The organism is Microbacterium sp. ZW T5_56, from assembly GCF_044987425.1.
Taxonomy (GTDB): domain Bacteria; phylum Actinomycetota; class Actinomycetes; order Actinomycetales; family Microbacteriaceae; genus Microbacterium.
Genome location: NZ_JBJDRI010000013.1, coordinates 1 through 22,756 on the forward strand (window position 1 = coordinate 1; position 22,756 = coordinate 22,756).

The window sequence follows — 22,756 nt, forward strand, 5'->3', positions numbered from 1 at the left end:
TGTCGCAGGTCGAGATGATCGACGCGGCAGGGTCGGGCATGTTCACCATCAAGTCCACCAACCTGTATGGCATGAACTCTGATCAGCTCCCGATCTGGAACTCGTTCCTGGACGGCAAGATGACCGTCGAAGAGATCACCAAGCAGCTCCAAGCCCTCGTCGACAAAGTCCGCAACGACAGCTCCGTCGAGAAGATCGAGATCAAGTGACGGTCTCGACCACAACGCGTGGTCGAGAGATCGAGGCAACCCGCCCGAGGCGTCGTCGCGCGCCCCGGGCGGGGATGCCCCGCAAGCTCACGCTCGACTACGTGTCCTTCCTGCTTGTCTTCCTCGGCCTGCCGCTGGCGATCTTCCTGATCTTCGTCATCTCGCCGTTCCTCCAGGCCGTCTATTACTCGATGACCAACTGGACGGGCTTCTCCCCCGCGATGGACTTCGTCGCGCTCGACAACTTCGTCCGTCTGTTCCAGGACTCGTCGTTCCTCCAGGCGATGGGCAACAACATCGTGCTCGCCATCGTGGTGCCGCTGATCACCATTGCCATCGCACTGGTGTTCGCGAGCATGATCACGGTGGGCGGTGCCAGTCACGGTCAGGTTCGGGGGCTGAAGGGCTCCAGCTTCTACCGGGTGATCTCGTTCTTCCCGTACGTGATCCCGGCGATCGTCATCGCGATCCTGTGGAACATGATCTATCAGCCCAACGGACTGCTGAACGGTCTGCTCGCGCTTGTCGGACTCAACACCAATGAGTTCTCCTGGCTGGGTGATGAGCGCACGGCGATGGGCTCGACGATCTTCGTCATCGTCTGGAGCATGGTCGGGTTCTACATGGTGCTGTTCGTGGCCGCGATCAAGGGCATTCCGGCGGAGACGCTGGAAGCCGCTCGCATCGACGGCGCGGGTCGCTTTCGTACCGTCGTCTCGATCCTTCTCCCCCAGATGCGCGACAACGTGCAGACCGCATACATCTACCTGGGCATCCTCGCGTTGGATGCCTTCGTCTACATGGCGGGTCTCAACGCCACCGGTGGCCCGGGAAACAGCACGCTCGTGATGAGCCAATACCTGTTCCGAACCGCTTTTGAAAAAGGCCAGTTCGGGTTGGCGAGTGCCATGGGTGTGGTGCTCGCGGTCGTCACCCTCGCGTTCGCCGCACTGGTGATCGGGGTGTTCCGGCTGTTGGGTGGCAAGGACGACGGAGACAGAGCATGACCGCGATAGACACCACCGTCCCGTCGACCATCGCCCCGCGACGCCGACGGGTCGGGTCCACACGCGGCGACCGCGCAGTGGGCATCGCTTCTCACGTGGTTCTCGGCGCCTGGTCGCTGGTGGTCATTCTCCCGATGATCTGGACCGTGATCGGCTCCTTCAAGACGACGCCCGAGATCTTCTCGTCGCCTTTCGGCCTCCCCGCCAACTGGAACTTCGACAACTACGTGAATGCGTGGGTGAAGAACAACTTCGGCGGCATGTTCCTCAACACGATCATCGTGGTCGGGGTGTCGTTGGCGCTGGTGATGGTTCTGGGCGCCATGTGCGCGTATGTCCTCGCGCGCTTCTCGCTTCCGGGGAGTCGGGTCGTGTACTACCTGATGCTTGCAGGCCTCACCTTCCCGGTGTTCCTCGCGATCGTGCCGCTGTTCTTCATCCTCCAGGGAATGGGACTGCTGAACACCCTGCCGGGGCTCATCATCACGTATGTGGCGTTCGCGCTGCCGTTCACAGTGTTCTTCCTCTTCTCGTTCTTCAAGTCGTTGCCGTACGAGATCCAGGAAGCCGCCTACGTCGACGGTGCCAGCGAATGGCGCACGTTCTTCCAGGTGATGCTGCCGATGGCCAGACCCGGAATGGCCGCGATCGCGATCATGAACTTCCTCGGCCTGTGGAACCAGTTCCTGCTCCCCATCTCGCTGAACACGAACCAGGACAACTACGTGCTGTCACAGGGTATGGCGACATTCGCCTCAGCGGCCGGGTATCAGGTGGACTTCGGCGCCATGTTCGCGGCCGTCGTCATCACGATCGTTCCCGTGCTCGTGGTGTACATCCTGTTCCAGCGTCAGTTGCAGGGATCGGTGTCTCAGGGCACTTCTCGGTAACCGGCACTTCCTGGCAACCGGCACTTCCTGGCAACCGGCACTTCCCGGTAACAGGCACTTCTTGGCAACAGGGAAGGAGGCGGCGGGCGCACGACGCCCGCCGCCTCCTTGCGTGGCTCCGAGTCCACAATCTCCGGCCTCGAGCTCCGCGTCGACGAGCGGGCGGACTAGGCTCAAAGACTCGGGGCGGTGCACGAAGCACAGGTCTCCGAGCGCGCGAGCGGAGCGGGGATATGAAGCGCACCTGGGTGGTCATGCGCCACGCGACGCCGATGATGCTCGCGCAGCTCATCCCCCTCGCTTCGTCGTTTGTCATCGTCTCCCTCGCGCTCATGCTCGGCCGCGACGATTTCGTGACGGTGACCGGAATCTCCGCCACGATCGTGGGACTCGGTGCGCTGATCAACGTCGGCGTCGGCATCGCCACTCTCCGCGACCTCGCTAGGACGGGCGATGATCCGCGCGGGGTCGCCCAGGCGCTGTCCTGGAATCTTCGGGTGGCGTCCGCGATCTCGTTCGTCTCGCTGGCGGTGAGCCTGGTAACCGCGGTGGTGTTGTGGCTCGTGCTGCCGGAGGGATCGGTCGCGCGCATGGGAGTCGTCCTCGCGTTCCTCCTTCAGATTCCGATCTACTTGATCAGCCCGCATACGAGCGTGCTGTCGTCGGCGTTCCAGCATCTCGACCGTGAGAGGGAGAATTTCGGCATCACGCTGAGCCGGAGTGTAGTGGCGCTCGGCGTCGGCATCGTCGTGGTGCTGCTCGTTGACGATGATGTGATCGCCATCGGGCTCCAGGCGGCCGTGGGATCCGTCATGGTCGGCTTGATGCTGGCTGAGCGCCGGCGTCGCCTCGCGCGATCCGAGGTGAGATTCCGGGTGTTCCCACGGCCGGTGTTCTCCGGGAGGGCGGTGTGGGACCGGACGGTCAACTCGCTCGACGGCGCAGTGTTCATGCTGCTCTTCATCGTGGCGCAGCTCATCGCCGCGAGCATCTCGCTGGAAGTGGGCGCACAGGTCTCGGCGGCGGTGGCCTTCTGTCGCACGGTGATCATTCCGCTCAAGATGATCGGCGTGACGGCCGGGCGCATGAGCCTTCGGGAACCGGGATTACGTTCAGCCTTCGCCCTGTCTTCGATCTCAGCGACCGCGATGATCGTGGTGCCGCTGGCTCTGCTGCTGGCGACGCTGGCGTTCGTGGGCTACAGCCCTCTCTCCGGTACCGTCCTCACTCTTCTGGTCGCGGCTCAGCTGCTTGTCGAGCCGTGCGCGGGCCCGCTGTTCTCGTACCTGAGAGTGTCGTTCGGCGCGCGCCCCGGGCTCGCCGGCCTCATCATCACGTACGTGATTGTCGCTCCCATCGTCCTGATGCTCTGCAAGTTCACGCTGCCCACGGCCGTCGGAATCTGGATCTGCCTGCTCGGTGCCAGGCTCCTGTTCGCCGCGCTCACTCTGCTCGCGCTGCGCCAGGGCCTGCGCCGCGCACTCAGCGGGGCTTCTACGAGGGTGGGAGGAGAAACCACGTGACGAATGGACGATTCGCGACGCCCTCGCGCGTCTGCGCGGTCGGAGCCCAGCCCCGGTTCGCGTAGAACGACTTCGCGCGTGCGTTCCCGTCCCACACCTCGAGCTGTGCGGCTCGCGAGCCTCGGCGACTGTCGAACTCCTCATATAGACGAGTGCCGATCCCGGTGCCGATGGCCGCGGGTACGACGTAGAGTCCGACGAGCTCAACGGGCTCTGTCTGGTCTTGCGGGCCGCGGAGGTGAATGAAGCCGAAGAGTGAGGTGTCGGATTCGATCACCAGCGTCGTGCGATCCGGCTCTGTCAGGAAGCGGGTCCACATCGGCAGGCGATCGCGTCGCGCATCCCCCGGATCCAACGCGCTTCCGTACGAGAACGTCCGTGACGCAACGTGCACCTGCGTGATCGCGCGGGCGTCCGCACGTGTCGCTTCGCGAATCCTCCCGATCATCGGTCCATTTCACCACGCCTCCCCCGTCCCGGGCGTAGCATCGCTTCCTTAAGAAGTGAGGGGGATCTGAGATGGGTGACGCAACGCGCACGGGCGTCATCGTCGACGTGGACGGGACTCTGTGCGATGTCTCGGGCGTTCGTCACTATGTCTCGGGCGAGCACGGCCACCGGAACTTCGATGCCTTCCACCGCGCCAGCGCGCTGTGTCCGCCCGTGCTCGAGACGCTCGCGTGGACGAATGCTCGCCGAGCCGAGGGTCACACGGTCTTCATCGTGACAGCTCGCCGCCAGCGCTGGGAGTACCTGACGCGCGTGTGGTTGAGAAAGTGGGAGGTGTCGTATGAGCACCTCCTGATGCGCGGGGACACCGATGACCGGGTGGACGTCCACGTGAAAGCCGAGATCCTGCAGACGATCCGCGATCGCGGATTCCGCATCGTCGCTGCGATCGACGACAACCCGAGCGTCATCGAGCTGTGGCGCGCGGAGGGCATTCCGGTCACGATCGTTCCCGGCTGGCCAGGCGAGATCGAACCAGAGTTCCGCGAGGCGTGAGCGGGGATCATCGGTCCACTCGCTTAGCCAGGCGCCACATCAGCGAAACGATAGCCTCGGAGCATGCATGACGCGACGAGGCGAGGCACCGAGATCCTCCGGGACCCTGCGTTCGCCTTCTTCTGGAGCGCGACAACCATTCGCGCATTTGGCGGGGCCGTCGCTGGCGTGGCGTTCCAGGTGCTGATCGTCACCGTCCTCGACGCCAGCCCCGCCGAGATCAGCGTGCTGGCAGCACTGAGCGTGGTGCCGTATCTGTTCCTCGGGCTGATCATCGGCGCGCTGATGGACCGCTGGCGCAGGCAGCGCACCCTCATCATCACCACCATCGGACGGGCCCTCGTGCTCGCTGCCGTGCCGGTGCTGCTCCTCACAGGCACGTTGACGTTCTGGACGCTGGCCGCCGTGACGCTTGCACTCGGTGTGCTGACGCTGTTCGCGGACTCCGCCGCACAGCCATTACTCCCCCGGATCGTGCCCCGCACCTCGCTCGTGGCGGCGAACGCGCGACTGGGACAGAGCACCACGGTCGCGGGGACAGCGGGGCCGGCCCTCGGTGGTCTGCTGCTTCGGCTGATCGGGCCGACCTGGCTGTTCGCGCTCGACGCCGTCGTCAACACCATCGCTGCCGTGCTGCAGGCGCGGATCCGGGTGGACGAGCCCCGTCCAGCGCCCCGGGAGACAGGTAGCCACATCGGCCGGGATATCGCCGAGGGAATGCGGTTCACCTATCGCCACCGGACACTGCGTCCGCTGGCGCTCTCCGTGCACGTATGGTTCCTGGCCAACAGCATCGTCGCGACCACTTTCGGAGTCTTCGCGCTGCGACACCTGGACCTGCCCGACTGGGCGTTCGGCGTTGCTCTCGCGGCCGGAGGAGTTGGCGGCTTCCTCGGCGCCTTGATCGCCCCGCGAGTGGGCGCGATGCTCGGGGCCGGCCGCGCGATCCTGTTTGGCCGTGCCCTCATCGTCGTGCCGTGGCTCGCGCTCGCTCTGGTGCCCCTCTCGCCCACGACCTCGATGGCTATCGTTCTCCCGATCGTGGCGGCAGCGCAGTTCGTGTACTGCCTCGCGATGGGCATCGAGGACACCAACGACATCTCCTACCGTCAGGCTGTTGCGCCGGATGAGATCCAAGGCCGCATGAACGCGACCATCCGCACCGTCAATCGTGTCGTCTTCTTCTTCGGTGCGCTGCTCACGGGCGTGTTGATGACGCTGCTCGACTTCGCTGCAACGCTGGGGATTGGTGCGATCGTGTTCGCGGCAGCAGCCGTGATCGTCCTCTTCTCACCGCTGCGCGCGGCGCGTCACGAAGACGCGACCCACGTCTGATCAGGCCCGCTCCGTCTTTGGTCGCGCAGCTTCTCCCAGCCGATCGAACCAGGCATCATCGGAGTCCGCGGCGAGCTTCGGCATGACCCCGATCGCGAGCAGCAACCAGGGCAGCACCTGCTGTCCCGGCCGCCCGGCGAGCGCCGGACGATAGCTGGTGGTCACGACAACACGAGTCGAATCAGCTGTGATGTGCTCGAGCCGGCGATCGATCGTCATGCAGATTCCGCGTTGCCAGAGCTGAAGCACCTGATGGGTGTCGTCCTCCGACCGAGCAACCCGCACGCGCACCCGGTCGTTGCCACAGGACGGCTCATGCACCTCTATCCAGCGAGACCCTGCCACTCGGGGGTCTCCGCTGGGTTCCACGACATCGACGGGATGATCGTCGACGGTCACCATGGCCACGGGATCGGTCAGCACGTGCCAGATCTCCGAGGGCGTTGCGGAAACAACGCCCTCCTCGAGCACCGTGCGGTACGTGGTTTTCATCAGCATTGTTTCTCCTCGCCTGTCGTGGTGGGGATCAGAGCTCGACGTGGCCGTTGACGCAGACGAATGCGTTTCCGCCCACCCAGATCTGTCCGTCGTCGTAGCTGACGTGAACACGACCCTCGTGATCGATCACCGTGCCCTGCGCGGCCACATAGCCGTCCGTCGTCACTCCGGTCTCCCGTAGCCACAAGGCCAGCCCCGCATTGAGGCTGCCGGTGATCGGGTCTTCCCACACCGGGTCGTTCCCGACGAACGCGCGCACTTCGTATCGAATGTCACTCTCGCTCGGATGCTCACCGATCACACCGATGCAGCGCGCTCCAAGGGCGGCAGGATCCGGTCGAAGGGCAAGCACCTCCGCGGCACTGGCGAGTCGTACCCCCATCCACTCCGGCCCGTTCACCAGCCAAGAGGCGTCGCGGATGTCGATGCGATCGATGCCGAGGATCTCGGCGACCTCCATCAGCTCCGCTTCGTCGACCGGACTGAAGCGCGTCAGCGGCGGCGCTGCGAAGGCGAGCATCGCGTCCTCGATGCGCACAGGAACCAGACCCGCACCGCACTCTTGCACGACTTCGCCGGACCGTCGGGGCACGCCGCCAGCGTGCAACCAGGCGAGCGCTGAGCCGAGAGTGGGGTGACCGGCGAACGGGAACTCCTGGGTTGCCGAGAAGATGCGAAGCCGGTAGTCCGCCTCCTCCGACGTCGGCGGAAGCAGGAAAGTCGTCTCGGCGAGGTTCGTCCACTTCGCGAAACGCTGCATCTGCTGCGTCGTGAGCCCTTCGGCGTCATGCACGACTGCGACGGGATTGCCCTGATAGACCGTGGGCGAGAAGACGTCGACTTCGGTGTACCGGCGCAGTGTCACCTCCCCAACGTATCCGAGAGGGGACCCACCGGTGGGAGGGGCCTGTGCACGTTCGCCCCTCCCACCGGGAACCGATCAGGGCGTCCGGCGCCCCGTCATCGACCGGATCAGCCAGGCGATCACAGCGAGCACCAGCAGTACCAGTCCGACCCAGAGCAGGAAGTTCAGAGACTGGACCAGTCCGCCCGTGATGGCGAGCACGATCGCGATCACCACGATCACGATGAACAAGATGTTCATGAGGACTCCTTCCGTGGTCGCGGGTGCGACCGGGACTTCACGCTATGGTCACGCGCACCCGGCACGGAGGGGGTTGACTTCCACGCCCCGCGGGTGGCATGCACACCGCGTCACTTGTCGTCGAGGCGATCCTGAATCTCGTCCTTCGCGTGTTCTGCCGCATCATGCGCGTCATCGACGCCCTGCTTCAGCTTGGCGTTCTCCTCCTCGGCGAAACCGCGCGCCTCCAGGTCCTCGTTGCCGGTGACCTTGCCGGCAGCGTGCTTCACCTTTCCGGCGAGCTCCTCGGCCTTGTGCTGTGCCTTGTCTCCAATAGCCATGGGGTGTCCTTTCGTCCATCGCCGACGCCTGAACGCGCCGACAATCCACGCTCACCCGCACTCATCGCCCCGGGCAACCGGGTTGACAGAGAGCGGGAGACCTGATGATGGACGGCAGATCCTCACACGGAGACGTTGAACGCGAGCCCCAGCACATAGGTCACCGCGGCGGCGCCGAATCCGATCAGCAGCTGACGCAGCGCACGCCGCAGGGGCGAGGCGCCGGACAGGATTCCGACCATCGCACCCGTCGACAGGAGAGCGATACCCACCAGCACCAGGGCGAGCACGACAGCGAGCAGTCCCGTCGCCCCGAAGAGCCAGGGCAGGACCGGGATGACAGCACCCGATGCGAAGAAGAGGAAGCTGGAGATTGCGGCCCCCCAGGCGGAGCCGACCACCTCGTCATCCTCCTGCACCTCGCGCTGCGGCTTGGTGCCTGCATGAGAGGCCTCCAGCACACTGCGAGCCCGAACCATCGCCTCCTCTTCGGGCACCCCGCGCGTGCGATAGATGAGCGCGACCTCGTTCGCATCCAGATCGAGGTCCAGGAAGGCATCGTCGCCGAGATCGCTGGGCTGGGTGGCGTCGAGCAGCTCGCGCTGCGAGCGCACGGAGACGAACTCCCCCGCGCCCATGGACAGGGCACCGGCCAACAGACCGGCCAGGCCGCTGAACAGGACGAACTGCGGTGCAACGCCGGTGGCGCCGATGCCCATGATCAGCGCCAGATTGCTCACCAGGCCATCGTTCGCTCCGAACACCGCCGCGCGGAACGTGCCCGCCAGTCGGCGCCGGCCACGAGCGGCGAGGCCGCGGACCACCTCGTGATGGACCTTCTCATCGGCCGCCATGGCCGCCGTGGCGAACTCCTCGTCCGCGTACGGCGATCGGGCCTCGGCCTGCTGCGCCAAGGCGAGCGTGAAGATCGATCCGAAGCTGCCCGCCATCCAGCCGAGCATCCGCGTGCGTACGCCCGCGCGCGGCAGTCGTGCCGGCTCTCCCCCGAGCAGCGTCAGCCAGTGCGACTCGTGACGGCCCTCGGCTTCGGCGAGCGCGAGCAGGATTTCGCGCTCTTCCCCGGTCTTGCGCTCCGCGAGACGGCGGTAGACATGAGCTTCGGCGCGCTCGTCCGCCAGGTACTTCGCCCAGCGGCGGCGGTCGGCATCGGTGGGGGCTGGGGCAGCGGGGGCAGGCGCAGACATCGTTCTCCTCGGGACAGCAGCTTCCACCGTAGGTGTCGACGCGCCCGAGAACCGCGGAATCTCGCGGATTGCCAGCATTTCGGGCCGCCGAACGAGACCCGGAAAACTCAGGACCGCACGCGGCGGCGGATCACCTCGATGCGCTTCTGCAGCTGCGCTACCGTCGCCGTGCCGACCGCTGGGCCACCGCATTCTCGGCGAAGCTGGGCGTGGACGGCACCGTGCGGCTCGCCGCTCTGTCGGGCATACAGACCCACCAGAGTGTTCAACAGCTGACGCTGTTCCCGAAGTGTACGGTGCAGCGGCTCGGGGAGAGAGGTCTCCCGCTCCCCGCTGGTCTTCTCACGCGCCTCACGCGCTTCGCGGTGTTTGGCCTGCTTCGCCTGATGCTGCATCAGCAGCTCGTGCACGTGCTCGGGCTCCAGCAGTCCCGGCAGCCCGATGAACTCCAGTTCCTCCGCCGTACCGGGCTCAGCGAGCTGCCCGAACTGCTGTCCTTCAAAGACGATGGAATCGAAGTGAGCCGTCGAGGCGATCGCCTGGTACTGGAACTCCTCGGTGAGGGCGTCCTCCGCCTTCTCCTCGCGGTTGGCGGAGTCCAGCAGCGAATCCTCGAGACCGTCGTCGTCTTTCGTCTGGCGATCCAGCGCATGATCGCGCTGTTTCTCCATCTCGTTCGCCAGCTTCATCAGCGGTGGGACGTTCGGCAGGAACACGCTGGCTGCCTCGCCCCGACGACGAGCGCGCACGAAGCGGCCGATCGCCTGCGCGAAGAACAGCGGCGTCGACGACGACGTGGCATAGACGCCGACGGCGAGCCGCGGCACATCGACGCCCTCGGACACCATCCGAACGGCCACCATCCAGCGACTCGTCGAATCCGCGAACTTCTCGATGCGGGCCGAGGCATCGCTCTCGTCGCTCAGGACGACGGTGGGATGCTCGCCGGTGATGCCCTGCAGGAGCTTCGCGTAGGCGCGTGCGACCGTCTGGTCGGTAGCGATGACCAGCCCGCCCGCGTCCGGCACGTGCTTGCGGATCTCGCTCAGCCGGTCATTCGCGGATCGCAGCACGACCTGCATCCACTCGCCCTCCGGATCCAGGGCGGTGCGCCAGGCCTGGGCGTTGACGTCTTTCGTGTTCTCCTGCCCGAGGTTCGCCTCCAGCTCATCGCCCATGCTGGTCTGCCAGCGCATGGTGCCCGCATACACGTGGAAGAGGACCGGCCGCACGACGCCGTCGGCGAGGGCTCGACCGTAGCCATAGCTGTAGTCGGTGGTGGACACTCGTCCGCCGGACTCGTCGGGGTGGTACTCCACGAACGGGATCGGCGCGGTGTCGGATCGGAATGGCGTTCCGGAGAGGGAGAGCCGGCGGGTGGCGGGACCGTAGGCTTCACGAATCGCGTCGCCCCAGCTGAGGGCGTCACCGCCGTGGTGGACCTCATCGAGGACCACCAGGGTGCGTGCAGACTGTGTGAGTCGGCGGTGCACGGAAGCGCGCGCAGCCACCTGCGCGTACGTGACGACGACCCCGTGGTAGTACCGAGCCGGGGCGACATGGGAGTTGCGGAACACCGGGTCGAGGCGGATGTGCAGACGGGCCGCGGCGTCCGCCCACTGGGTCTTCAAGTGCTCGGTGGGCGCCACCACGATGATCTTGTCGACGACGCCGGTACGCAGCAGCTCCTGCGCCAGCGTCAGCGCGAACGTCGTCTTTCCTGCGCCCGGCGTGGCGGCGACGAGAAAGTCCCGCTTGTCCTGCGCGAAGTACTGCTCCAGGGCCTCCTGCTGCCACGCTCGAAGCTTGCCCGCGGTACCCCACGGGGCTCTCTGCGGATAGGACGGTGACAGCACTCGGTCAAGGATAGTCGCCTCCACCGACACTGCTCCGCGGGACGGGGAGGACATGCTCGAAGAGCGCTGTTATGCTTCCGGGTGGCCCGCCGGTGGGCGCGGCCTGACGCGGAAAGCAGGCGATCATGACGAAGCGCGACGAGCAGCCGGACGAGATGCGACGCACCCTGCCGCACACGGTCGGCGACAACGACGGCCCCCACCCCTGGCGGCGGTATGTGGCCATCGGAGACTCGTTCACCGAGGGCGTGGGCGACCCCGAGCCGTCCGCCCCCAATGGCCTGCGCGGCTGGGCGGATCGTGTCGCAGAGGTTCTGGGCACCGGCATCGACGACTTCGCATATGCCAACCTGGCCGTCCGCGGCAAGCTCATCCAGCAGATCATGGACGAGCAGATAGACGCCGCCCTTGAGCTCAAGCCCGACCTGATCACCTTCTGCGCGGGCGGCAACGACGTCATCCGCCCCGGCACCGATCCCGATCACATCGCCGAGCTGTTCGACGAGTCCATTGCGAGACTCGGCCGGGATGGGGCCACGATCGTGGTGTTCACAGGAATCGACGTCACCTTCACGCCGGTCTTCCGACCGTTTCGTGGGAAGATCGCCATCTACAACGAGAACCTGCGCGCGATCGCAGACAAGTACGACTGCATCGTGGCTGATCAGTGGGCCCTCAAAGAGGTCCAGGACGCACGGTTCTTCGCCGAGGACCGGCTGCACATGAACTCCCTCGGCCATCACGAAGTGGCGCGGATGGTGCTGCGTGCGCTGAATGTTCCGAACGATCTGGTGCCGATGCAACCCGACGCGATCGTGCCGCGCACCTGGCGCGAGGCACGCGTCGGCGACATCTCCTGGGCGCGCGAGCATCTGGTGCCGTGGGTCCTGCGCCGACTGCGCCATCAATCCTCGGGCGACACGATCACCGCGAAACGTCCCGAGCCGCTGCCCGTGACCCTCGTGGGCGACAGCCCGGACTGATCCCGATCAGCGACGTGCGCGCCCGAGATGCCACAGGGCGATAGCGCTCGTGGCAGCGACGTTGAGCGAGTCCACGCCGGCTGACATCGGAATCGTGACCACGTCGTGCGCCGAGGCGACGATCTCCGGGGCCAGGCCGGGGCCCTCGGCTCCGAGGATGAGGGCGACCGGACCGGTCGGGTGATAGTCCTGCAGCTCGATCGCGCGCGGATCGAGGGCAAGTGCCGCGACCGTGTATTCCGCGGCGGCGAGAGCGCTACGGAGTTCACGCCACGACGTTGCACGCGCCCACGGCACCTGGAACACGGTTCCCATGCTCACGCGGATGCTGCGGCGGTATAGCGGATCACCGGTGCTCGGCGTGAGAAGCACGCCTGCTGCGCCCAGAGCCGCGGCGTTGCGGAAGATCGAGCCGATGTTCGCCTGATCCGTGATGTTCTCCAGCACGACCACCGGCCGCCCATCGAGGAGGGAGTCGAGCCGGCGAGGTGCGGGACGCTCCACCACCGCGATCACGCCACGGTGCATGTCGAAGCCTGTCACGGCGGCCAGCTCATCCGCCTCCCCCACGAACACATCGACGTCGGAAGCGGTGATCTGCTGAACCTGCGCGAGCCACCGTGGCGCGATGAGCACCGATCGCACGCGGTGGCCGGCGGCGACAGCACGCTCGAGGACGGGCAGGGATTCCGCCACGTACGTGCCGTGTACGGCGTCGGTGGCGCGACGATGGGCCGCGTCCGTCATCGATCGCAGTGGCGCTAGCCGGGGATCCGTCGGGTCGAAGTGCTCGTGTGCGGGCATCGGTCCATCATCGCGCAGGTTGTCCACAGCCGCCTCGCCGTGATGCTCACATGCGCCCGTTCACCCAGCGTCCGACGCCGCCGCGCGGTACTGTGGGCTCACTCAGAAGGGGGAGTTCATGTCTCATACACAACAGCCCGGTGCCGTGCCGGGCGACGCGGGTCCGACCTCGGGTCTCAACGTGAGCAGGATCGCGATGTGGCTCGCGATCGGCATGCTCGTGGCGGCTGCACTGCTGGGCGGCTTCTTCATCATCGTCGGCGACCAGTCCAACGTGGCCGGGCGTGCGTGGCTGACCCTGTTGCTGGTTGCCGCATTCGCCGGTGCTGTTCTCATCGATACGGCGATAACCCGAGGCAGAGACCCCTGGTACCTGGGTGCGTCCACTGTGGTCAACGTGGTGATCGTGGCGGTCGGCCTCCTCAAGATCTGGAACGGCTGGGGCCAGCCCGCTGATACGGCCGATGAACTCGTCTGGTCGGTTCAGATGTTCCGGCTGCTCGGCGTGCTGCTGCTTCTGCGTGCCGCTCTCGGCATCACCCAGCTCTATGTCCCGTTCACGCGCAAGGCGACGACGCCGCCGATTTCGAAGGTCGCGGGCTACGGTGCCATCGCGTTCGGATGGCTGACCGCGCTCGTACTCGCGATTCCGGCGGCGTTCCCCGCCCCCGATTACCCGGACTGGTGGTGGCGTGTGGCCGGGGCCACCGCGCTGATCGCCGTGGTGCTGACGGTGATTCCGCTCATCATCCGCGCCTTTCAGCCCCGCGATGCCGCCTCGAGCGCACCGCAACAGCAGGTTCCGCAGGCCTACGGCCAGCCGGTGTATCCCCCGCAGCAGCAGGGGTATCCGCAGCAGCAGCCGGGGTATCCGCAGCAGCAGCCGGGGTATCCGCAGCAGCAGCCGGGGTACCCGCAGCAGCAGCCGGGGTACCCGCAGCAGCAGCCGGGGTACCCGCAGCAGCAGCCGGAGTACCCGCAGCAGGGGTATCCCGCCCAGCCGGGATATGCGGCTCCGGGGCAACAACCCCGCCAGACGCCTCCGGCACACCAGACACCTCCGGCTAACCCGGCGCAGCAGGGATACCCCACCCCGGGATATCCGCAGCAGCAGGGATATCAGTCCCCCGGGCAGCAGCCGTACTCCACACCGCAGGGGTATCCCCCGGCTCAGGGATACGGTGCTCCCCCGGTGTATCCGGCCCAGCCCGCACCGCCGGTCGTGCCGTCAGCACCCGCCGCCTTCCCCGTCCAGCCCGCGCCGTCGCCAACGCCGGCCGAGGGTGCCCCCGCAGCATCCCCACCACCGCAGGGATCGGGTGTCAACTCGCCTCAGCCGCCCGCAGCGCCGCCCCAGAGCGACGGGCACGGCGGCCACACCTACGACGGCAGCACACCCCAGTGACTCGCAGCTAAACACGTCGAGACGGGTGGGCCGTGGGTGAATGTTCGCACCCACGGCCCATGCGCGCCTGCACGTGGACCCGCGCCAACCCCGGCCCACCAGGCGTCGTGGCCCACATGCCTCGCGCCGACCCCGGGCCACCATGCCCCGCGGCTCACCGTGCGCCCGCCGCGGCGGGGCAGAACGGACCTAGGCTGAAGACGTGAACGCTGTCTCCTTCTCGGTCGCCGACATCTTCCGCGCGGCCGATCTGCTGGCCGGGCATCGCATCGCGATCATCACCGGTGCCGGCATCTCCACGGAGTCGGGAATCCCCGACTACCGCGGCGAAGGTGCCCCGGTGCGGACGCCGATGACGCACGAGCGATTCCTCGCGCAGGATGATGCCGATCGGCGTCGGTACTGGGCCGGCGGTGAGCTGGGCTGGAAGGACTTCTCCACCCGTCAGCCGAATGCGGGACACCTCGCCGTTGCTCGCCTCGAGCGCGAGGGTCTCGCCACCGGAGTCGTCACGCAGAACGTCGATGGCCTCCACCAAGCCGCCGGAAGTCGTCGGGTCGTGGAACTTCACGGCACGGGTCGTCGAGTGCGCTGCCTCGCCTGCGGCCAGGTTTTCGACCGACGTGCGATATCGGCGCGCATCCTCCGCGAGAATCCCTCGTTCGGTCAGAGCGCAGAGGTGAAGCTGGGGCCGGACGGCGACGCGATCCCCGCCGACACCACGGACTTCATCGTTCCTGACTGCACGGTGTGTGGCGGGCTCCTCCGCCCGGACGTGGTGTTCTTCGGAGAGTTCGTGCCGACCGCGACGTTCCGTCTCGCCGAGGGAATCGTGACGGCCGCCGATGCGGTGCTGGTCGCCGGCTCCTCCCTCGTCGTGAACTCCGCGACTCGACTGCTGGAACGTGCGCGTCGGCGTAATCTGCCACTCGTCGTCGTCAATCGCGGTGTCACGCGGTGGGACGACCGCGCGTCGCTGAAACTGGACGGTGCCATCGGTGAAGTCCTACCGGCATTGACGCAGGCGCTGCTGGACTGACATCGTCGGCGCGGCGGAGTCCCAGCGACGGCGCGCTACGCTCACACGGTGACTCTCATCACTCTCGTGCGCCATGGACAGACCGACTGGAACCTCGCCCGCCGTATCCAGGGCTCGACGGACATCCCCCTGAACGACACGGGTCGCCGCCAGGCTCGGGAGGCCGCGGCGGAGCTGACCGTGGGCGATCCCGTGCTGCTCATCTCCAGTGATCTGTCGCGTGCGGAGGAGACCGCGCAGATCATCGGCGCGGCCCGCGGGTGGACCGGACCGGCAACCTTCGCAGCGCTGCGGGAGCGCAACTACGGTGTGGCGGAGGGAATGACCGACACCGAGCTGGTCACTCGCTTCGGATCCTGGCACACCGCGGAGATTCCCGACGCAGAGCCGCGCGAGCAGGTAGCCGAGCGTGCACTTCGGGCGCTCACGGAGATCGCTGCGAGTGTCGATGAGGGCACCCACATCGTCGCGGTCTCGCACGGAGGTGTCATCGGATCGCTGCTGCGGCACCTGACGGGCGAGCCGCTCCCCAGCCTGCGCATCGCCAACGGCTCCGCCCACACGCTGCGCGTCCAAGACGGCACGCTGCGCGTGCACGAGCCGCACCTGCTGCCCGTCGGCTGAATCACATCCGCTCAGCGTCCCGCGCGGCGCAGCACCTCGCGAGCCTGGCGCAGCACCGGTTCATCCACCATGCGACCATCCAGACGGAAGGCTCCGGCTTCACCCGCCGCCGCATCCAGCAGCCGTCGGGCTGACTCGACGTCTGCCTCCGCGGGACGATACGCCCGCCGCACCACCTCCACCTGGGAGGGGTGGATGCACGCGGTCGCGGAGAAGCCACTGGCCGCGCCGTCGCGGCACTCGGCCTCCAGTCCCCCGAGGTCCGGGATGTCCACATGCACGGCGTCGATGGCATGCCGACCGAAGGCCCCCGCGGCCAGCAGCACGCGAGCACGTGCGTGGCGGGCAACATCTCGATACCCGCCATCCTCCCGACGGCTCGATGACCCGCCGAGCGAGGCGATCAGATCCTCCGCGCCCCACATCAGCGCGACCACCGCGGGGTGTGCGGCTATCGCGTCGGACGCCATCACGCCGCGAGCGGTCTCGCACAGCGCGACGACGCTCAGACCGCCACCGATCGCATCCAGCTGCGCCGTCGACTCGGCCTTCGCGAGCATCACCGTGTGAAACGGGCTGCGCCGTACGGCCGCCAGATCCTCGACGAAGTACTCCGAGTCGGCGGCGTTTACCCGCACGATGACCCGATCGGGATCAAGGTCCGCGGTGCTCATCGCGATGCGTGCGTCGTGCTTCGCCGCCGGCAAGACGGCGTCCTCCAGGTCCAGGATGACCGCGTCCGCGCGCTCCAGCGCCTTGCCGTAGCGATCCGGTCGATCGGCGGGACAGAACAGGACCGCGGGACCGTTGTCGAGCACCGCGGCGCTCATCCGGCATTCCGCATCCGCACCAGCACCGTGCGCGTCGCTGTCGCCACCACGGTGCCGTCCTGATTCGTCCCGGTGTGCTCGATGCTCACCAGGCCCTGGCCCGGACGAGATGCAGACGGCCGCTTGCTCACCACCCGCGAAGACACAGTGAGCGTGTCTCCTGCGAACATCGGCGCAGGGAAGGTGATGTCGCTCAATCCCACCTGGGCGATCAGAGTGCCCTGTGTGAGCTGGGCGACGCTGAGTCCGACCATCGTCGACAGCGTCCACATCGAGTTCATCAGCCGCTGACCGAATCCGCTCTCGGCTGCGACCTGCGCGTCGAGATGCAGTGCCTGCGTGTTCATCGTCAGGGTGGTGAACAGCACGTTGTCGGCTTCGGTGGCGGTTCTGCCCGGGCGGTGGACGTAACGCACGCCCTCGTCGAACTCCTCGAAGAACAGGCCCCGCTGCTCGATGACACGCTCCTCGGTCATGACGCCACCCCCAGCGCGCGCGCGATGATCAGCAGCTGCACTTCACTGGTGCCCTCGCCGATCTCCAGGATCTTGGAATCGCGATAGTGGCGCGCCACCGGGTATTCGTTCATGAACCCGTTGCCTCCGAACAGCTGGGTCGCATCCCGAGCATTGTCCATGGCGGCTTCACTGGAGACGAGCTTGGCAATCGCCGCCTCCTCACCAAACGGGCGACCGGCATCGCGCAGCCGGGCGGCGTGCTGCCAGGCGAGGCGCGACGTGTGAACCCGGGTGCGCATCCGCGCGAGCAGGAACTGCACGTGCTGGCGGGTGGACAGCGCCGAGCCGAACACGTTCCGCTTGCCGACGTAGTCCACGGCTGCTTCCAAGCATCCCTCGGCGGCGCCGGTACCCAACGCGGCGATCGCGATCCGACCCTCGTCGAGGATCTCCAGGAAGTTGCGGAACCCGCGGCCGCGTTCACCCAGAAGGTTGTCGGCCGGCACGCGCGTCGACACGAACGTCAGCGGATGTGTGTCGGATGCGTGCCAGCCCACCTTGTCGTACGCGGGTTCCACGGTGAAACCCGGCGTGCCGTTCGGCACGATGATCGTGGAGATCTCGCGCTTGCCGTTCGCCGCTGTCCCGGTGACGGCGGTGACGGTGACGAAGCGCGTGATCGCCGTGCCGGAGTTCGTGATGAACTGCTTGCTGCCGTCGATCACCCACTCCTCCCCGTCGAGGCGAGCGGTGGTGCGGGTGGCTCCGGCGTCGGATCCGGCTTCGGGCTCCGTGAGCCCGAAGCCGGCGAGCGCCCTACCTGCCAGCAGATCAGGCAGCAGTTCCGCCTGCTGCTCCGGTGTCCCGAACTTGAAGATCGGCATGGCGCCGAGGCTCACGCCGGCCTCCAGCGTGATGGCCAGCGACTGATCGGCACGGGCGATCGCCTCGATCGCCAACCCGAGGGCGAAGTAGCTGCCGCCCTGCCCGCCCAGGTCCTCCGGGAACGGAAGCCCGAACAGCCCGAGCTCCCCCATGGCGGCGACGACGTCGAGCGGCAGGGTGTGGGTGCGGTCGGCCTCATAAGACGCCGGAGCGACGACCTCGTCGGTGAAAGCTCGCACCAGACCCGCGAGTTCGCGTTCTTCCTCGGTGAGTTCCATGCTCATGCGGGTTCCTCTGTCTCCTCGTGGGTGAAATGGGCGACGATCTGGTCGCGTCGCACGTGATCGCCCACACGCGCATCGATGGTCACAGTCCCGTCCGCCGGCGCGAGCACCGGGTGCTCCATCTTCATCGCCTCGATGACCACCACCCGGTCCCCGGCGGCGATGGCTCCGCCCGGGTGGACAGCGACGACGTTGCCCGGCATGGGCGCCTTCAGTGCAGGGTCGACAGCGCCCACACCGCGGTCGCGCTCGCTGCGGCGCTTCTCCCCCAGTTCACGGCGCCCGATCGGCGTGAATCGTGCGGTGAGGCCGTCTGCGTGCGCCCAGACCGCACCATCGGGGTCTGCCGCGGACAGGGCGTCGGCGGGTAGCGTGGCAACGAGGCCCACCGTGTGGATCTCGCCATCATCGGCGATCAGCGTGACGGTTCCGCGATGATCCGGAGCGCCGAGACGGAAACCGGCGAGCGATCGCCACGGACCTGTCGGCGCGACGTCTCCGTTTTGCGGGACGGACGCTGCGGCAACGCTCAGCAACGCGGCAGTCGGGTCCGAATCGCGAAACGGCGGAAGCCTGTCGATGAGTCCGGTGTCCATATCTCCCGCGCGAACGTGCTCGTCGTCGAGAAGCGAACGCAGGAAGCCGATGTTCGTGTCGACACCGAGCAGCACGGTCTCCGCGAGCGCATCACGAAGACGCGTCACGGCGGCATCGCGGTCGTCAGCCCAGGCGATGACCTTGGCGATCATCGGGTCGTAATCGGCTGTCACGACGGAGCCGGTCGCCACCGCCGAATCCGTTCGAACTCGCGCGGCACGCTGCCAGAGGAGCACGTCACCCGTTGCCGGCAGGAAGCCGCGCGTCGGGGTCTCCGCGTAGACGCGAGCTTCAACAGCGTGACCGGTGAACGTGACGTCGTCCTGTGTGAGTGCCAACGGCTGGCCCGCAGCCACCCGCAGCTGGAGTTCGACGAGGTCGAGCCCGGTGACCATCTCTGTGACGGGGTGCTCCACCTGCAGCCGCGTGTTCATCTCGATGAAGAAGAACTCATCCGGTCGGTCGGCGGCGACCAGGAACTCGACGGTGCCTGCCCCCACGTAGTCGACGCTCGCCGCAGCTCGGCATGCGGCCGCGCCGATGCGCTCGCGTGTGGTGGCATCGATCAGTGGCGACGGAGCCTCCTCGACGACCTTCTGATGGCGGCGCTGCAAGGTGCACTCGCGTTCGCCGAGATGAATGACCGTGCCCTGCTGGTCGGCGAACACCTGCACCTCGATGTGTCGGGGGCGCTCGATGAGCCGCTCCAAGAGGAGCGAATCATCGCCGAAGGATGCCGCAGCCACACGTCGTGCGGTCGCGAGGGCGTCGTCGAGGTCGGTGGCAGCCCGCACCACCTGCATTCCCTTCCCGCCGCCCCCGGCCGACGGCTTCACCAGCAGCGGGAAGCCGACCTCGGCAGCTCGGCTGCGGATCTCGTCGTCCGTGAGGCCGCGCGCGCTGAAGCCGGGGACCGTGGGAACGCCGGAGGCTGCAACATGATCCTTGGCGCGGATCTTGTCGCCCATCACGTCCAGCGCGTTCTCGCCGGGCCCGATGAACACGACTCCTGCCGCAGCACACGCATGACCGAACGCCACGTTCTCCGACAGGAATCCATAGCCGGGGTGGATCGCCTCAGCACCGCTCTCTCGCGCGGCGGCGATGACCGCATCGATGCTGAAGTAGCTCTCGGCGGCGGGAGCAGGACCCAGGCGCACGGCATGATCTGCCTCCCGCACGTGCGGGGCGGTGGCGTCGGCGTCACTGTAGACGGCGACGGAGCGGATGCCCAGGCGCCGCAGGGTGCGTATCACGCGGCGCGCGATTTCGCCCCGATTGGCGACGAGCACCGTACGGAAGGGCGGAGGCGGAGAGGTCGGCATCGTCATGTCCCTCACATCCGGAAGAGGCCGAAGCGGCTGTCAGCGAAGGGCACGCGCCCGACCACGTCGAGGGCGAGACCGAGCAGGTCACGGGTCTGGAGGGGGTCGACGATTCCGTCATCCCATAGGCGTGCGGTGGCGTAGTAGGGGTTGCCCTGACGTTCGTACTGCTCTCGGACGGGCGCCCGGAAGGCTTCTTCCTCGTCGGTGCTCCACTCTCCGCCACCGGCTTCGATCTGATCCCGCTTGACGGTGGAGAGCACGCGCGCCGCCTGCTCTCCACCCATCACCGAGATCCGGCTGCCGGGCCACGCCCAGAGGAACCGCGGCGAGTAGCCTCGGCCGCTCATGGCGTAGTTTCCCGCGCCGAATGATCCTCCGACGATGACGGTCAGCCGCGGCACCCGACAAGTGGCGATGGCGGTGACCATCTTCGCCCCGTCCTTGGCGATCCCGCCCGCTTCCGCGTCACGGCCCACCATGAACCCGGTGATGTTCTGGAGGAAGAGGAGCGGGATGCCGCGCTGGTCGCACAGCTCGACGAAGTGGGCGCCCTTGAGAGCCGATTCGCTGAGCAGCACGCCATGATTGGCGATGATGCCCACCGGATGACCGTGCAGGCGGGCCCACCCCGTCACGAGCGTCGTGCCGTACTCGCTTTTGAACTCCGTGAAGTCGGAGCCGTCGACGAGACGCGCGATCACCTCGCGTGGATCGTAGGGCTGATTGACGTCCACCGGCACGACGCCGTACAGCTCAGTGGGGGCGACAACGGGATCCTGCGTGTCCACGACATCCCAGGCGAGGGGCCCGGGCGCCGGGAGGGTCGCAACGATGTCGCGGACGATCTCCAGCGCATGATCGTCGTCTTCGGCCAGGTGGTCCACGACCCCGGAGCGGCGGGCGTGAACTTCGCCACCGCCGAGCTCTTCGGCGGTCACGGTCTCACCGATCGCCGCTTTCACGAGGGGCGGGCCACCGAGGAAGATCGTGCCCTGTCCGCGCACGATCACCGTCTCATCGCTCATCGCCGGGACGTACGCTCCGCCCGCGGTGCTGGAGCCGAGCACCGCAGCGATCTGCGGGATGCGCTGCGCGCTCATGCGGGCCTGGTTGTAGAAGATCCGACCGAAGTGGTCTCGATCGGGAAAGACCTCGTCCTGCTGCGGGAGGAATGCCCCGCCGGAATCGACGAGTGAGATCACGGGAAGGCGGTTCTCTTCGGCGATCTCCTGCGCGCGCAGGTGCTTCTTCACCGTAAGCGGGTAGTAGGTGCCGCCCTTCACGGTGGCGTCGTTCGCGATGACCATGACGTGTCGCCCGTGGACGAGCCCGATTCCGGCTACCACGCCAGCGGCGGCCGCCTGCCCGTCGTACAGCCCGTCTGCCGCGAGGGCGCCGATCTCCAGGAACGGGCTGTCGACGTCGAGCAATCGGTCGACCCGCTCTCTCGCGAGAAGCTTCCCGCGCGCGAGGTGCTTCTCGCGTGCCTGGTCGGATCCCCCACGGGCGACCCGTGAGAGACGGCCGACAAGATCATCGCGCAGGGCGCCTTGTGCCGCAGCGTTCTCGTGGAACGCCTCATCCTGAACCACTGCGCTGGTAAGCCGGGTCATGTGTCCTCGCGATCGTGGCTGCTCTGCCGGTGTCGTCGGGATTCAGTTAATGTCTACTAACTGGAATGTACGCTAACGCGGAAGGAGCACGATGACAAGACCCACCACACACCGGGATCGCGCCAAGGCCGAACGACGTGCATCCCTCGTCACCGCGGCCGCGCGGCTGTTCGCGGCGCATGGTTACGCCGCCGTCACCATCGACCAGCTCGGAACCGCAGTCGGTATCAGCGGGCCGGCCGTGTATCGGCACTTCCCCGGCAAGCAGATGGTGCTGGAGGAGCTCCTCGTGGGTGTCAGCACACGCCTGCACGAGGGCGGTCGCGAGGTCTGTGCCGCCGGATCGCCGCCGTCTGAGACGCTGCGAGCGCTGGTCGAGTTCCATACCCGCTTCGCTCTCGTCGAGACCGACGTCATCCGCGTCCAGGACCGCGATCTCCCGTCCCTGAATCCGTTGGCCCGGGATCAGGTGCGCACGTTGCAGCGCGCCTACGTCGACGACTGGGTCGCGACTCTGCGCGCGCTCGATCCGACGCTCTCCGATCCGCTCGCGCGACTGCGCGTTCACGCGGTCTTCGGACTCCTCAACTCCACGCCCCATGCGTTGCGGGGCTCCCGCGCCGACCGCGCCGTGGCGGCGAACGAACTCGCCGCGGCGGCGTGGGCGGCGCTGACCGCCGCGGCATCGCCGATCGGCGATGCACCCCGCGCGTAGGCTCGGGAGCGTGCACGCGAACGACTCCCCCACGCCGCCGCAGAACGATCCGACCACGCCCCGATCGCGGGGCACGTCGCGCCGGCAGTTTCTGCAGGGCGGCGCGATGGATTCTCCCCCGACATGCTTCCGGTGCTGTCGACGCTCGCTCGGGAGTTCGCGGTCTTCGACAACTGGTATGCGGCGGTGCCGACCCAGACGTACGCCAACCGCTCATTCTTCCACGCATCCACCTCCC

23 protein-coding genes and 2 pseudogenes are annotated in these 22,756 nt (G+C 67.2%); 12 read left to right on the forward strand and 13 right to left on the reverse strand.

All coding sequences use genetic code 11. From position 1 onward, the window contains the following. From ACI3KU_RS07945 to ACI3KU_RS07960, 4 genes and pseudogenes are all read left to right on the forward strand, one after another. Nucleotides 1-209, forward strand: a pseudogene (locus ACI3KU_RS07945) (carbohydrate ABC transporter, N-acetylglucosamine/diacetylchitobiose-binding protein); the annotation flags it as partial. Nucleotides 210-283: 74 nt separating this feature from the next. Next, a complete protein-coding gene (locus ACI3KU_RS07950; RefSeq protein WP_404921773.1) occupies nucleotides 284-1,216 on the forward strand; it encodes a carbohydrate ABC transporter permease in 933 nt (310 codons plus the stop codon). Next, the gene (locus tag ACI3KU_RS07955) at nucleotides 1,213-2,106 is read left to right on the forward strand and encodes a carbohydrate ABC transporter permease (protein ID WP_404921774.1); all 894 of its coding nucleotides are present in this window, start codon (nucleotides 1,213-1,215) and stop codon (nucleotides 2,104-2,106) included. Before ACI3KU_RS07950 ends, ACI3KU_RS07955 begins: the two co-directional genes overlap by 4 nt. A 233-nt stretch (nucleotides 2,107-2,339) precedes the next feature. After that, nucleotides 2,340-3,629, forward strand: coding sequence for a hypothetical protein (locus tag ACI3KU_RS07960; RefSeq protein WP_404921775.1), 1,290 nt, complete (start codon nucleotides 2,340-2,342; stop codon nucleotides 3,627-3,629). On the opposite strand, the gene ACI3KU_RS07965 is transcribed toward ACI3KU_RS07960, so the two are convergent. Beyond that, nucleotides 3,601-4,077 (reverse strand): GNAT family N-acetyltransferase, encoded by a 477-nt coding sequence (locus ACI3KU_RS07965; RefSeq protein WP_404921776.1) that lies wholly within the window; start codon nucleotides 4,075-4,077, stop codon nucleotides 3,601-3,603. The two genes, ACI3KU_RS07960 and ACI3KU_RS07965, sit on opposite strands and share 29 nt — an antisense overlap. A gap of 71 nt (nucleotides 4,078-4,148) precedes the next feature. Here ACI3KU_RS07965 and ACI3KU_RS07970 point away from each other — a divergent pair, with 71 nt between their 5' ends. Together ACI3KU_RS07970 and ACI3KU_RS07975 are read left to right on the forward strand one after the other, a co-directional pair. Continuing rightward, nucleotides 4,149-4,634: an HAD family acid phosphatase gene (locus ACI3KU_RS07970; protein ID WP_404921777.1), complete on the forward strand. Its 486-nt coding sequence runs from the start codon at nucleotides 4,149-4,151 to the stop codon at nucleotides 4,632-4,634. A gap of 63 nt (nucleotides 4,635-4,697) precedes the next feature. Continuing rightward, nucleotides 4,698-5,969 carry an MFS transporter gene (locus tag ACI3KU_RS07975; RefSeq protein WP_404921778.1) on the forward strand — a complete coding sequence of 424 codons (1,272 nt, stop codon included), beginning with the start codon at nucleotides 4,698-4,700 and terminating at the stop codon, nucleotides 5,967-5,969. Here ACI3KU_RS07975 and ACI3KU_RS07980 read toward each other — a convergent pair whose 3' ends face one another. The 6 genes from ACI3KU_RS07980 to ACI3KU_RS08005 all read right to left on the reverse strand — a co-directional run bounded on the left by ACI3KU_RS07980 (nucleotide 5,970) and on the right by ACI3KU_RS08005 (nucleotide 11,007). After that, nucleotides 5,970-6,467, reverse strand: coding sequence for a hypothetical protein (locus ACI3KU_RS07980; RefSeq protein ID WP_404921779.1), 498 nt, complete (start codon nucleotides 6,465-6,467; stop codon nucleotides 5,970-5,972). A gap of 28 nt (nucleotides 6,468-6,495) precedes the next feature. Further along, nucleotides 6,496-7,332 carry a PhzF family phenazine biosynthesis protein gene (locus tag ACI3KU_RS07985; RefSeq protein ID WP_404921780.1) on the reverse strand — a complete coding sequence of 279 codons (837 nt, stop codon included), beginning with the start codon at nucleotides 7,330-7,332 and terminating at the stop codon, nucleotides 6,496-6,498. Nucleotides 7,333-7,407: 75 nt separating this feature from the next. Then, nucleotides 7,408-7,572, reverse strand: a complete 165-nt coding sequence (locus tag ACI3KU_RS07990) for a hypothetical protein (protein ID WP_404921781.1) — start codon at nucleotides 7,570-7,572, stop codon at nucleotides 7,408-7,410. Between the two features lie 110 nt (nucleotides 7,573-7,682). Beyond that, on the reverse strand, nucleotides 7,683-7,892 hold the full coding sequence (locus ACI3KU_RS07995) for a CsbD family protein (protein WP_404921782.1): 210 nt from the start codon (nucleotides 7,890-7,892) through the stop codon (nucleotides 7,683-7,685). Between the two features lie 122 nt (nucleotides 7,893-8,014). Next, on the reverse strand, nucleotides 8,015-9,097 hold the full coding sequence (locus ACI3KU_RS08000; RefSeq protein ID WP_404921783.1) for a VIT1/CCC1 family protein: 1,083 nt from the start codon (nucleotides 9,095-9,097) through the stop codon (nucleotides 8,015-8,017). 107 nt (nucleotides 9,098-9,204) lie between these two features. Continuing rightward, entirely contained in the window at nucleotides 9,205-11,007 is a 1,803-nt protein-coding gene (locus tag ACI3KU_RS08005; protein WP_404921784.1) for a DEAD/DEAH box helicase, read from the reverse strand. 101 nt (nucleotides 11,008-11,108) lie between these two features. On the opposite strand from ACI3KU_RS08005, the gene ACI3KU_RS08010 reads away from it, so the two are divergent. Then, nucleotides 11,109-11,936: an SGNH/GDSL hydrolase family protein gene (locus tag ACI3KU_RS08010; protein WP_404921865.1), complete on the forward strand. Its 828-nt coding sequence runs from the start codon at nucleotides 11,109-11,111 to the stop codon at nucleotides 11,934-11,936. A gap of 6 nt (nucleotides 11,937-11,942) precedes the next feature. Here ACI3KU_RS08010 and ACI3KU_RS08015 read toward each other — a convergent pair whose 3' ends face one another. Then, on the reverse strand, nucleotides 11,943-12,740 hold the full coding sequence (locus ACI3KU_RS08015; protein ID WP_404921785.1) for a TrmH family RNA methyltransferase: 798 nt from the start codon (nucleotides 12,738-12,740) through the stop codon (nucleotides 11,943-11,945). A gap of 118 nt (nucleotides 12,741-12,858) precedes the next feature. Between ACI3KU_RS08015 and ACI3KU_RS08020 the strand changes: the two genes are divergently transcribed. The 3 genes from ACI3KU_RS08020 (at nucleotide 12,859) to ACI3KU_RS08030 (ending at nucleotide 15,808) form a co-directional block, all read left to right on the forward strand. Beyond that, complete coding sequence (locus tag ACI3KU_RS08020; RefSeq protein ID WP_404921786.1) at nucleotides 12,859-14,145, forward strand: hypothetical protein; 1,287 nt, start codon at nucleotides 12,859-12,861, stop codon at nucleotides 14,143-14,145. A 202-nt stretch (nucleotides 14,146-14,347) separates the two neighbouring features. After that, nucleotides 14,348-15,184 (forward strand): Sir2 family NAD-dependent protein deacetylase, encoded by an 837-nt coding sequence (locus tag ACI3KU_RS08025; protein ID WP_404921787.1) that lies wholly within the window; start codon nucleotides 14,348-14,350, stop codon nucleotides 15,182-15,184. A 48-nt stretch (nucleotides 15,185-15,232) separates the two neighbouring features. Continuing rightward, nucleotides 15,233-15,808 carry a histidine phosphatase family protein gene (locus tag ACI3KU_RS08030; RefSeq protein WP_404921788.1) on the forward strand — a complete coding sequence of 192 codons (576 nt, stop codon included), beginning with the start codon at nucleotides 15,233-15,235 and terminating at the stop codon, nucleotides 15,806-15,808. Nucleotides 15,809-15,819: 11 nt separating this feature from the next. Here the strand turns inward: ACI3KU_RS08030 and ACI3KU_RS08035 are convergent, their stop codons facing one another. From ACI3KU_RS08035 to ACI3KU_RS08055, 5 genes are read right to left on the reverse strand one after another with little or no spacing between them, the layout of a single operon-like run. Continuing rightward, complete coding sequence (locus ACI3KU_RS08035; protein ID WP_404921789.1) at nucleotides 15,820-16,638, reverse strand: HpcH/HpaI aldolase/citrate lyase family protein; 819 nt, start codon at nucleotides 16,636-16,638, stop codon at nucleotides 15,820-15,822. Next, entirely contained in the window at nucleotides 16,635-17,114 is a 480-nt protein-coding gene (locus tag ACI3KU_RS08040; RefSeq protein ID WP_404921790.1) for a MaoC family dehydratase, read from the reverse strand. The genes ACI3KU_RS08035 and ACI3KU_RS08040 overlap by 4 nt, the downstream gene beginning before the upstream one ends. Next, nucleotides 17,111-18,265, reverse strand: a complete 1,155-nt coding sequence (locus tag ACI3KU_RS08045) for an acyl-CoA dehydrogenase family protein (protein WP_404921791.1) — start codon at nucleotides 18,263-18,265, stop codon at nucleotides 17,111-17,113. Before ACI3KU_RS08045 ends, ACI3KU_RS08040 begins: the two co-directional genes overlap by 4 nt. Then, nucleotides 18,262-20,193 carry a biotin carboxylase N-terminal domain-containing protein gene (locus tag ACI3KU_RS08050; RefSeq protein WP_404921792.1) on the reverse strand — a complete coding sequence of 644 codons (1,932 nt, stop codon included), beginning with the start codon at nucleotides 20,191-20,193 and terminating at the stop codon, nucleotides 18,262-18,264. Before ACI3KU_RS08050 ends, ACI3KU_RS08045 begins: the two co-directional genes overlap by 4 nt. Nucleotides 20,194-20,198: 5 nt before the next feature. Next, the gene (locus ACI3KU_RS08055; RefSeq protein ID WP_404921793.1) at nucleotides 20,199-21,803 is read right to left on the reverse strand and encodes a carboxyl transferase domain-containing protein; all 1,605 of its coding nucleotides are present in this window, start codon (nucleotides 21,801-21,803) and stop codon (nucleotides 20,199-20,201) included. Between the two features lie 91 nt (nucleotides 21,804-21,894). Here ACI3KU_RS08055 and ACI3KU_RS08060 point away from each other — a divergent pair, with 91 nt between their 5' ends. Further along, a complete protein-coding gene (locus ACI3KU_RS08060) occupies nucleotides 21,895-22,518 on the forward strand; it encodes a TetR/AcrR family transcriptional regulator (protein WP_404921794.1) in 624 nt (207 codons plus the stop codon). Nucleotides 22,519-22,641: 123 nt separating this feature from the next. Then, nucleotides 22,642-22,704, forward strand: a pseudogene (locus ACI3KU_RS08065) (hypothetical protein); the annotation flags it as partial. Between the last annotated feature and the right edge of the window lie 52 nt (nucleotides 22,705-22,756).

Excerpts from the sequence above, each read along its gene's own strand:
- ACI3KU_RS07950 (WP_404921773.1), top strand. The coding sequence starts at position 284 with ATGCCCCGCAAGCTCACGCTCGACTACGTGTCCTTCCTGCTTGTCTTC.
- ACI3KU_RS07955 (WP_404921774.1), top strand. The coding sequence starts at position 1,213 with ATGACCGCGATAGACACCACCGTCCCGTCGACCATCGCCCCGCGACGC.
- ACI3KU_RS07960 (WP_404921775.1), top strand. The coding sequence starts at position 2,340 with ATGAAGCGCACCTGGGTGGTCATGCGCCACGCGACGCCGATGATGCTC.
- ACI3KU_RS07965 (WP_404921776.1), bottom strand. The coding sequence starts at position 4,077 with ATGATCGGGAGGATTCGCGAAGCGACACGTGCGGACGCCCGCGCGATC.
- ACI3KU_RS07970 (WP_404921777.1), top strand. The coding sequence starts at position 4,149 with ATGGGTGACGCAACGCGCACGGGCGTCATCGTCGACGTGGACGGGACT.
- ACI3KU_RS07975 (WP_404921778.1), top strand. The coding sequence starts at position 4,698 with ATGCATGACGCGACGAGGCGAGGCACCGAGATCCTCCGGGACCCTGCG.
- ACI3KU_RS07980 (WP_404921779.1), bottom strand. The coding sequence starts at position 6,467 with ATGCTGATGAAAACCACGTACCGCACGGTGCTCGAGGAGGGCGTTGTT.
- ACI3KU_RS07990 (WP_404921781.1), bottom strand. The coding sequence starts at position 7,572 with ATGAACATCTTGTTCATCGTGATCGTGGTGATCGCGATCGTGCTCGCC.
- ACI3KU_RS07995 (WP_404921782.1), bottom strand. The coding sequence starts at position 7,892 with ATGGCTATTGGAGACAAGGCACAGCACAAGGCCGAGGAGCTCGCCGGA.
- ACI3KU_RS08000 (WP_404921783.1), bottom strand. The coding sequence starts at position 9,097 with ATGTCTGCGCCTGCCCCCGCTGCCCCAGCCCCCACCGATGCCGACCGC.
- ACI3KU_RS08005 (WP_404921784.1), bottom strand. The coding sequence starts at position 11,007 with ATGTCCTCCCCGTCCCGCGGAGCAGTGTCGGTGGAGGCGACTATCCTT.
- ACI3KU_RS08010 (WP_404921865.1), top strand. The coding sequence starts at position 11,109 with ATGCGACGCACCCTGCCGCACACGGTCGGCGACAACGACGGCCCCCAC.
- ACI3KU_RS08015 (WP_404921785.1), bottom strand. The coding sequence starts at position 12,740 with ATGCCCGCACACGAGCACTTCGACCCGACGGATCCCCGGCTAGCGCCA.
- ACI3KU_RS08020 (WP_404921786.1), top strand. The coding sequence starts at position 12,859 with ATGTCTCATACACAACAGCCCGGTGCCGTGCCGGGCGACGCGGGTCCG.
- ACI3KU_RS08035 (WP_404921789.1), bottom strand. The coding sequence starts at position 16,638 with ATGAGCGCCGCGGTGCTCGACAACGGTCCCGCGGTCCTGTTCTGTCCC.
- ACI3KU_RS08040 (WP_404921790.1), bottom strand. The coding sequence starts at position 17,114 with ATGACCGAGGAGCGTGTCATCGAGCAGCGGGGCCTGTTCTTCGAGGAG.
- ACI3KU_RS08045 (WP_404921791.1), bottom strand. The coding sequence starts at position 18,265 with ATGAGCATGGAACTCACCGAGGAAGAACGCGAACTCGCGGGTCTGGTG.
- ACI3KU_RS08050 (WP_404921792.1), bottom strand. The coding sequence starts at position 20,193 with ATGACGATGCCGACCTCTCCGCCTCCGCCCTTCCGTACGGTGCTCGTC.
- ACI3KU_RS08055 (WP_404921793.1), bottom strand. The coding sequence starts at position 21,803 with ATGACCCGGCTTACCAGCGCAGTGGTTCAGGATGAGGCGTTCCACGAG.
- ACI3KU_RS08060 (WP_404921794.1), top strand. The coding sequence starts at position 21,895 with ATGACAAGACCCACCACACACCGGGATCGCGCCAAGGCCGAACGACGT.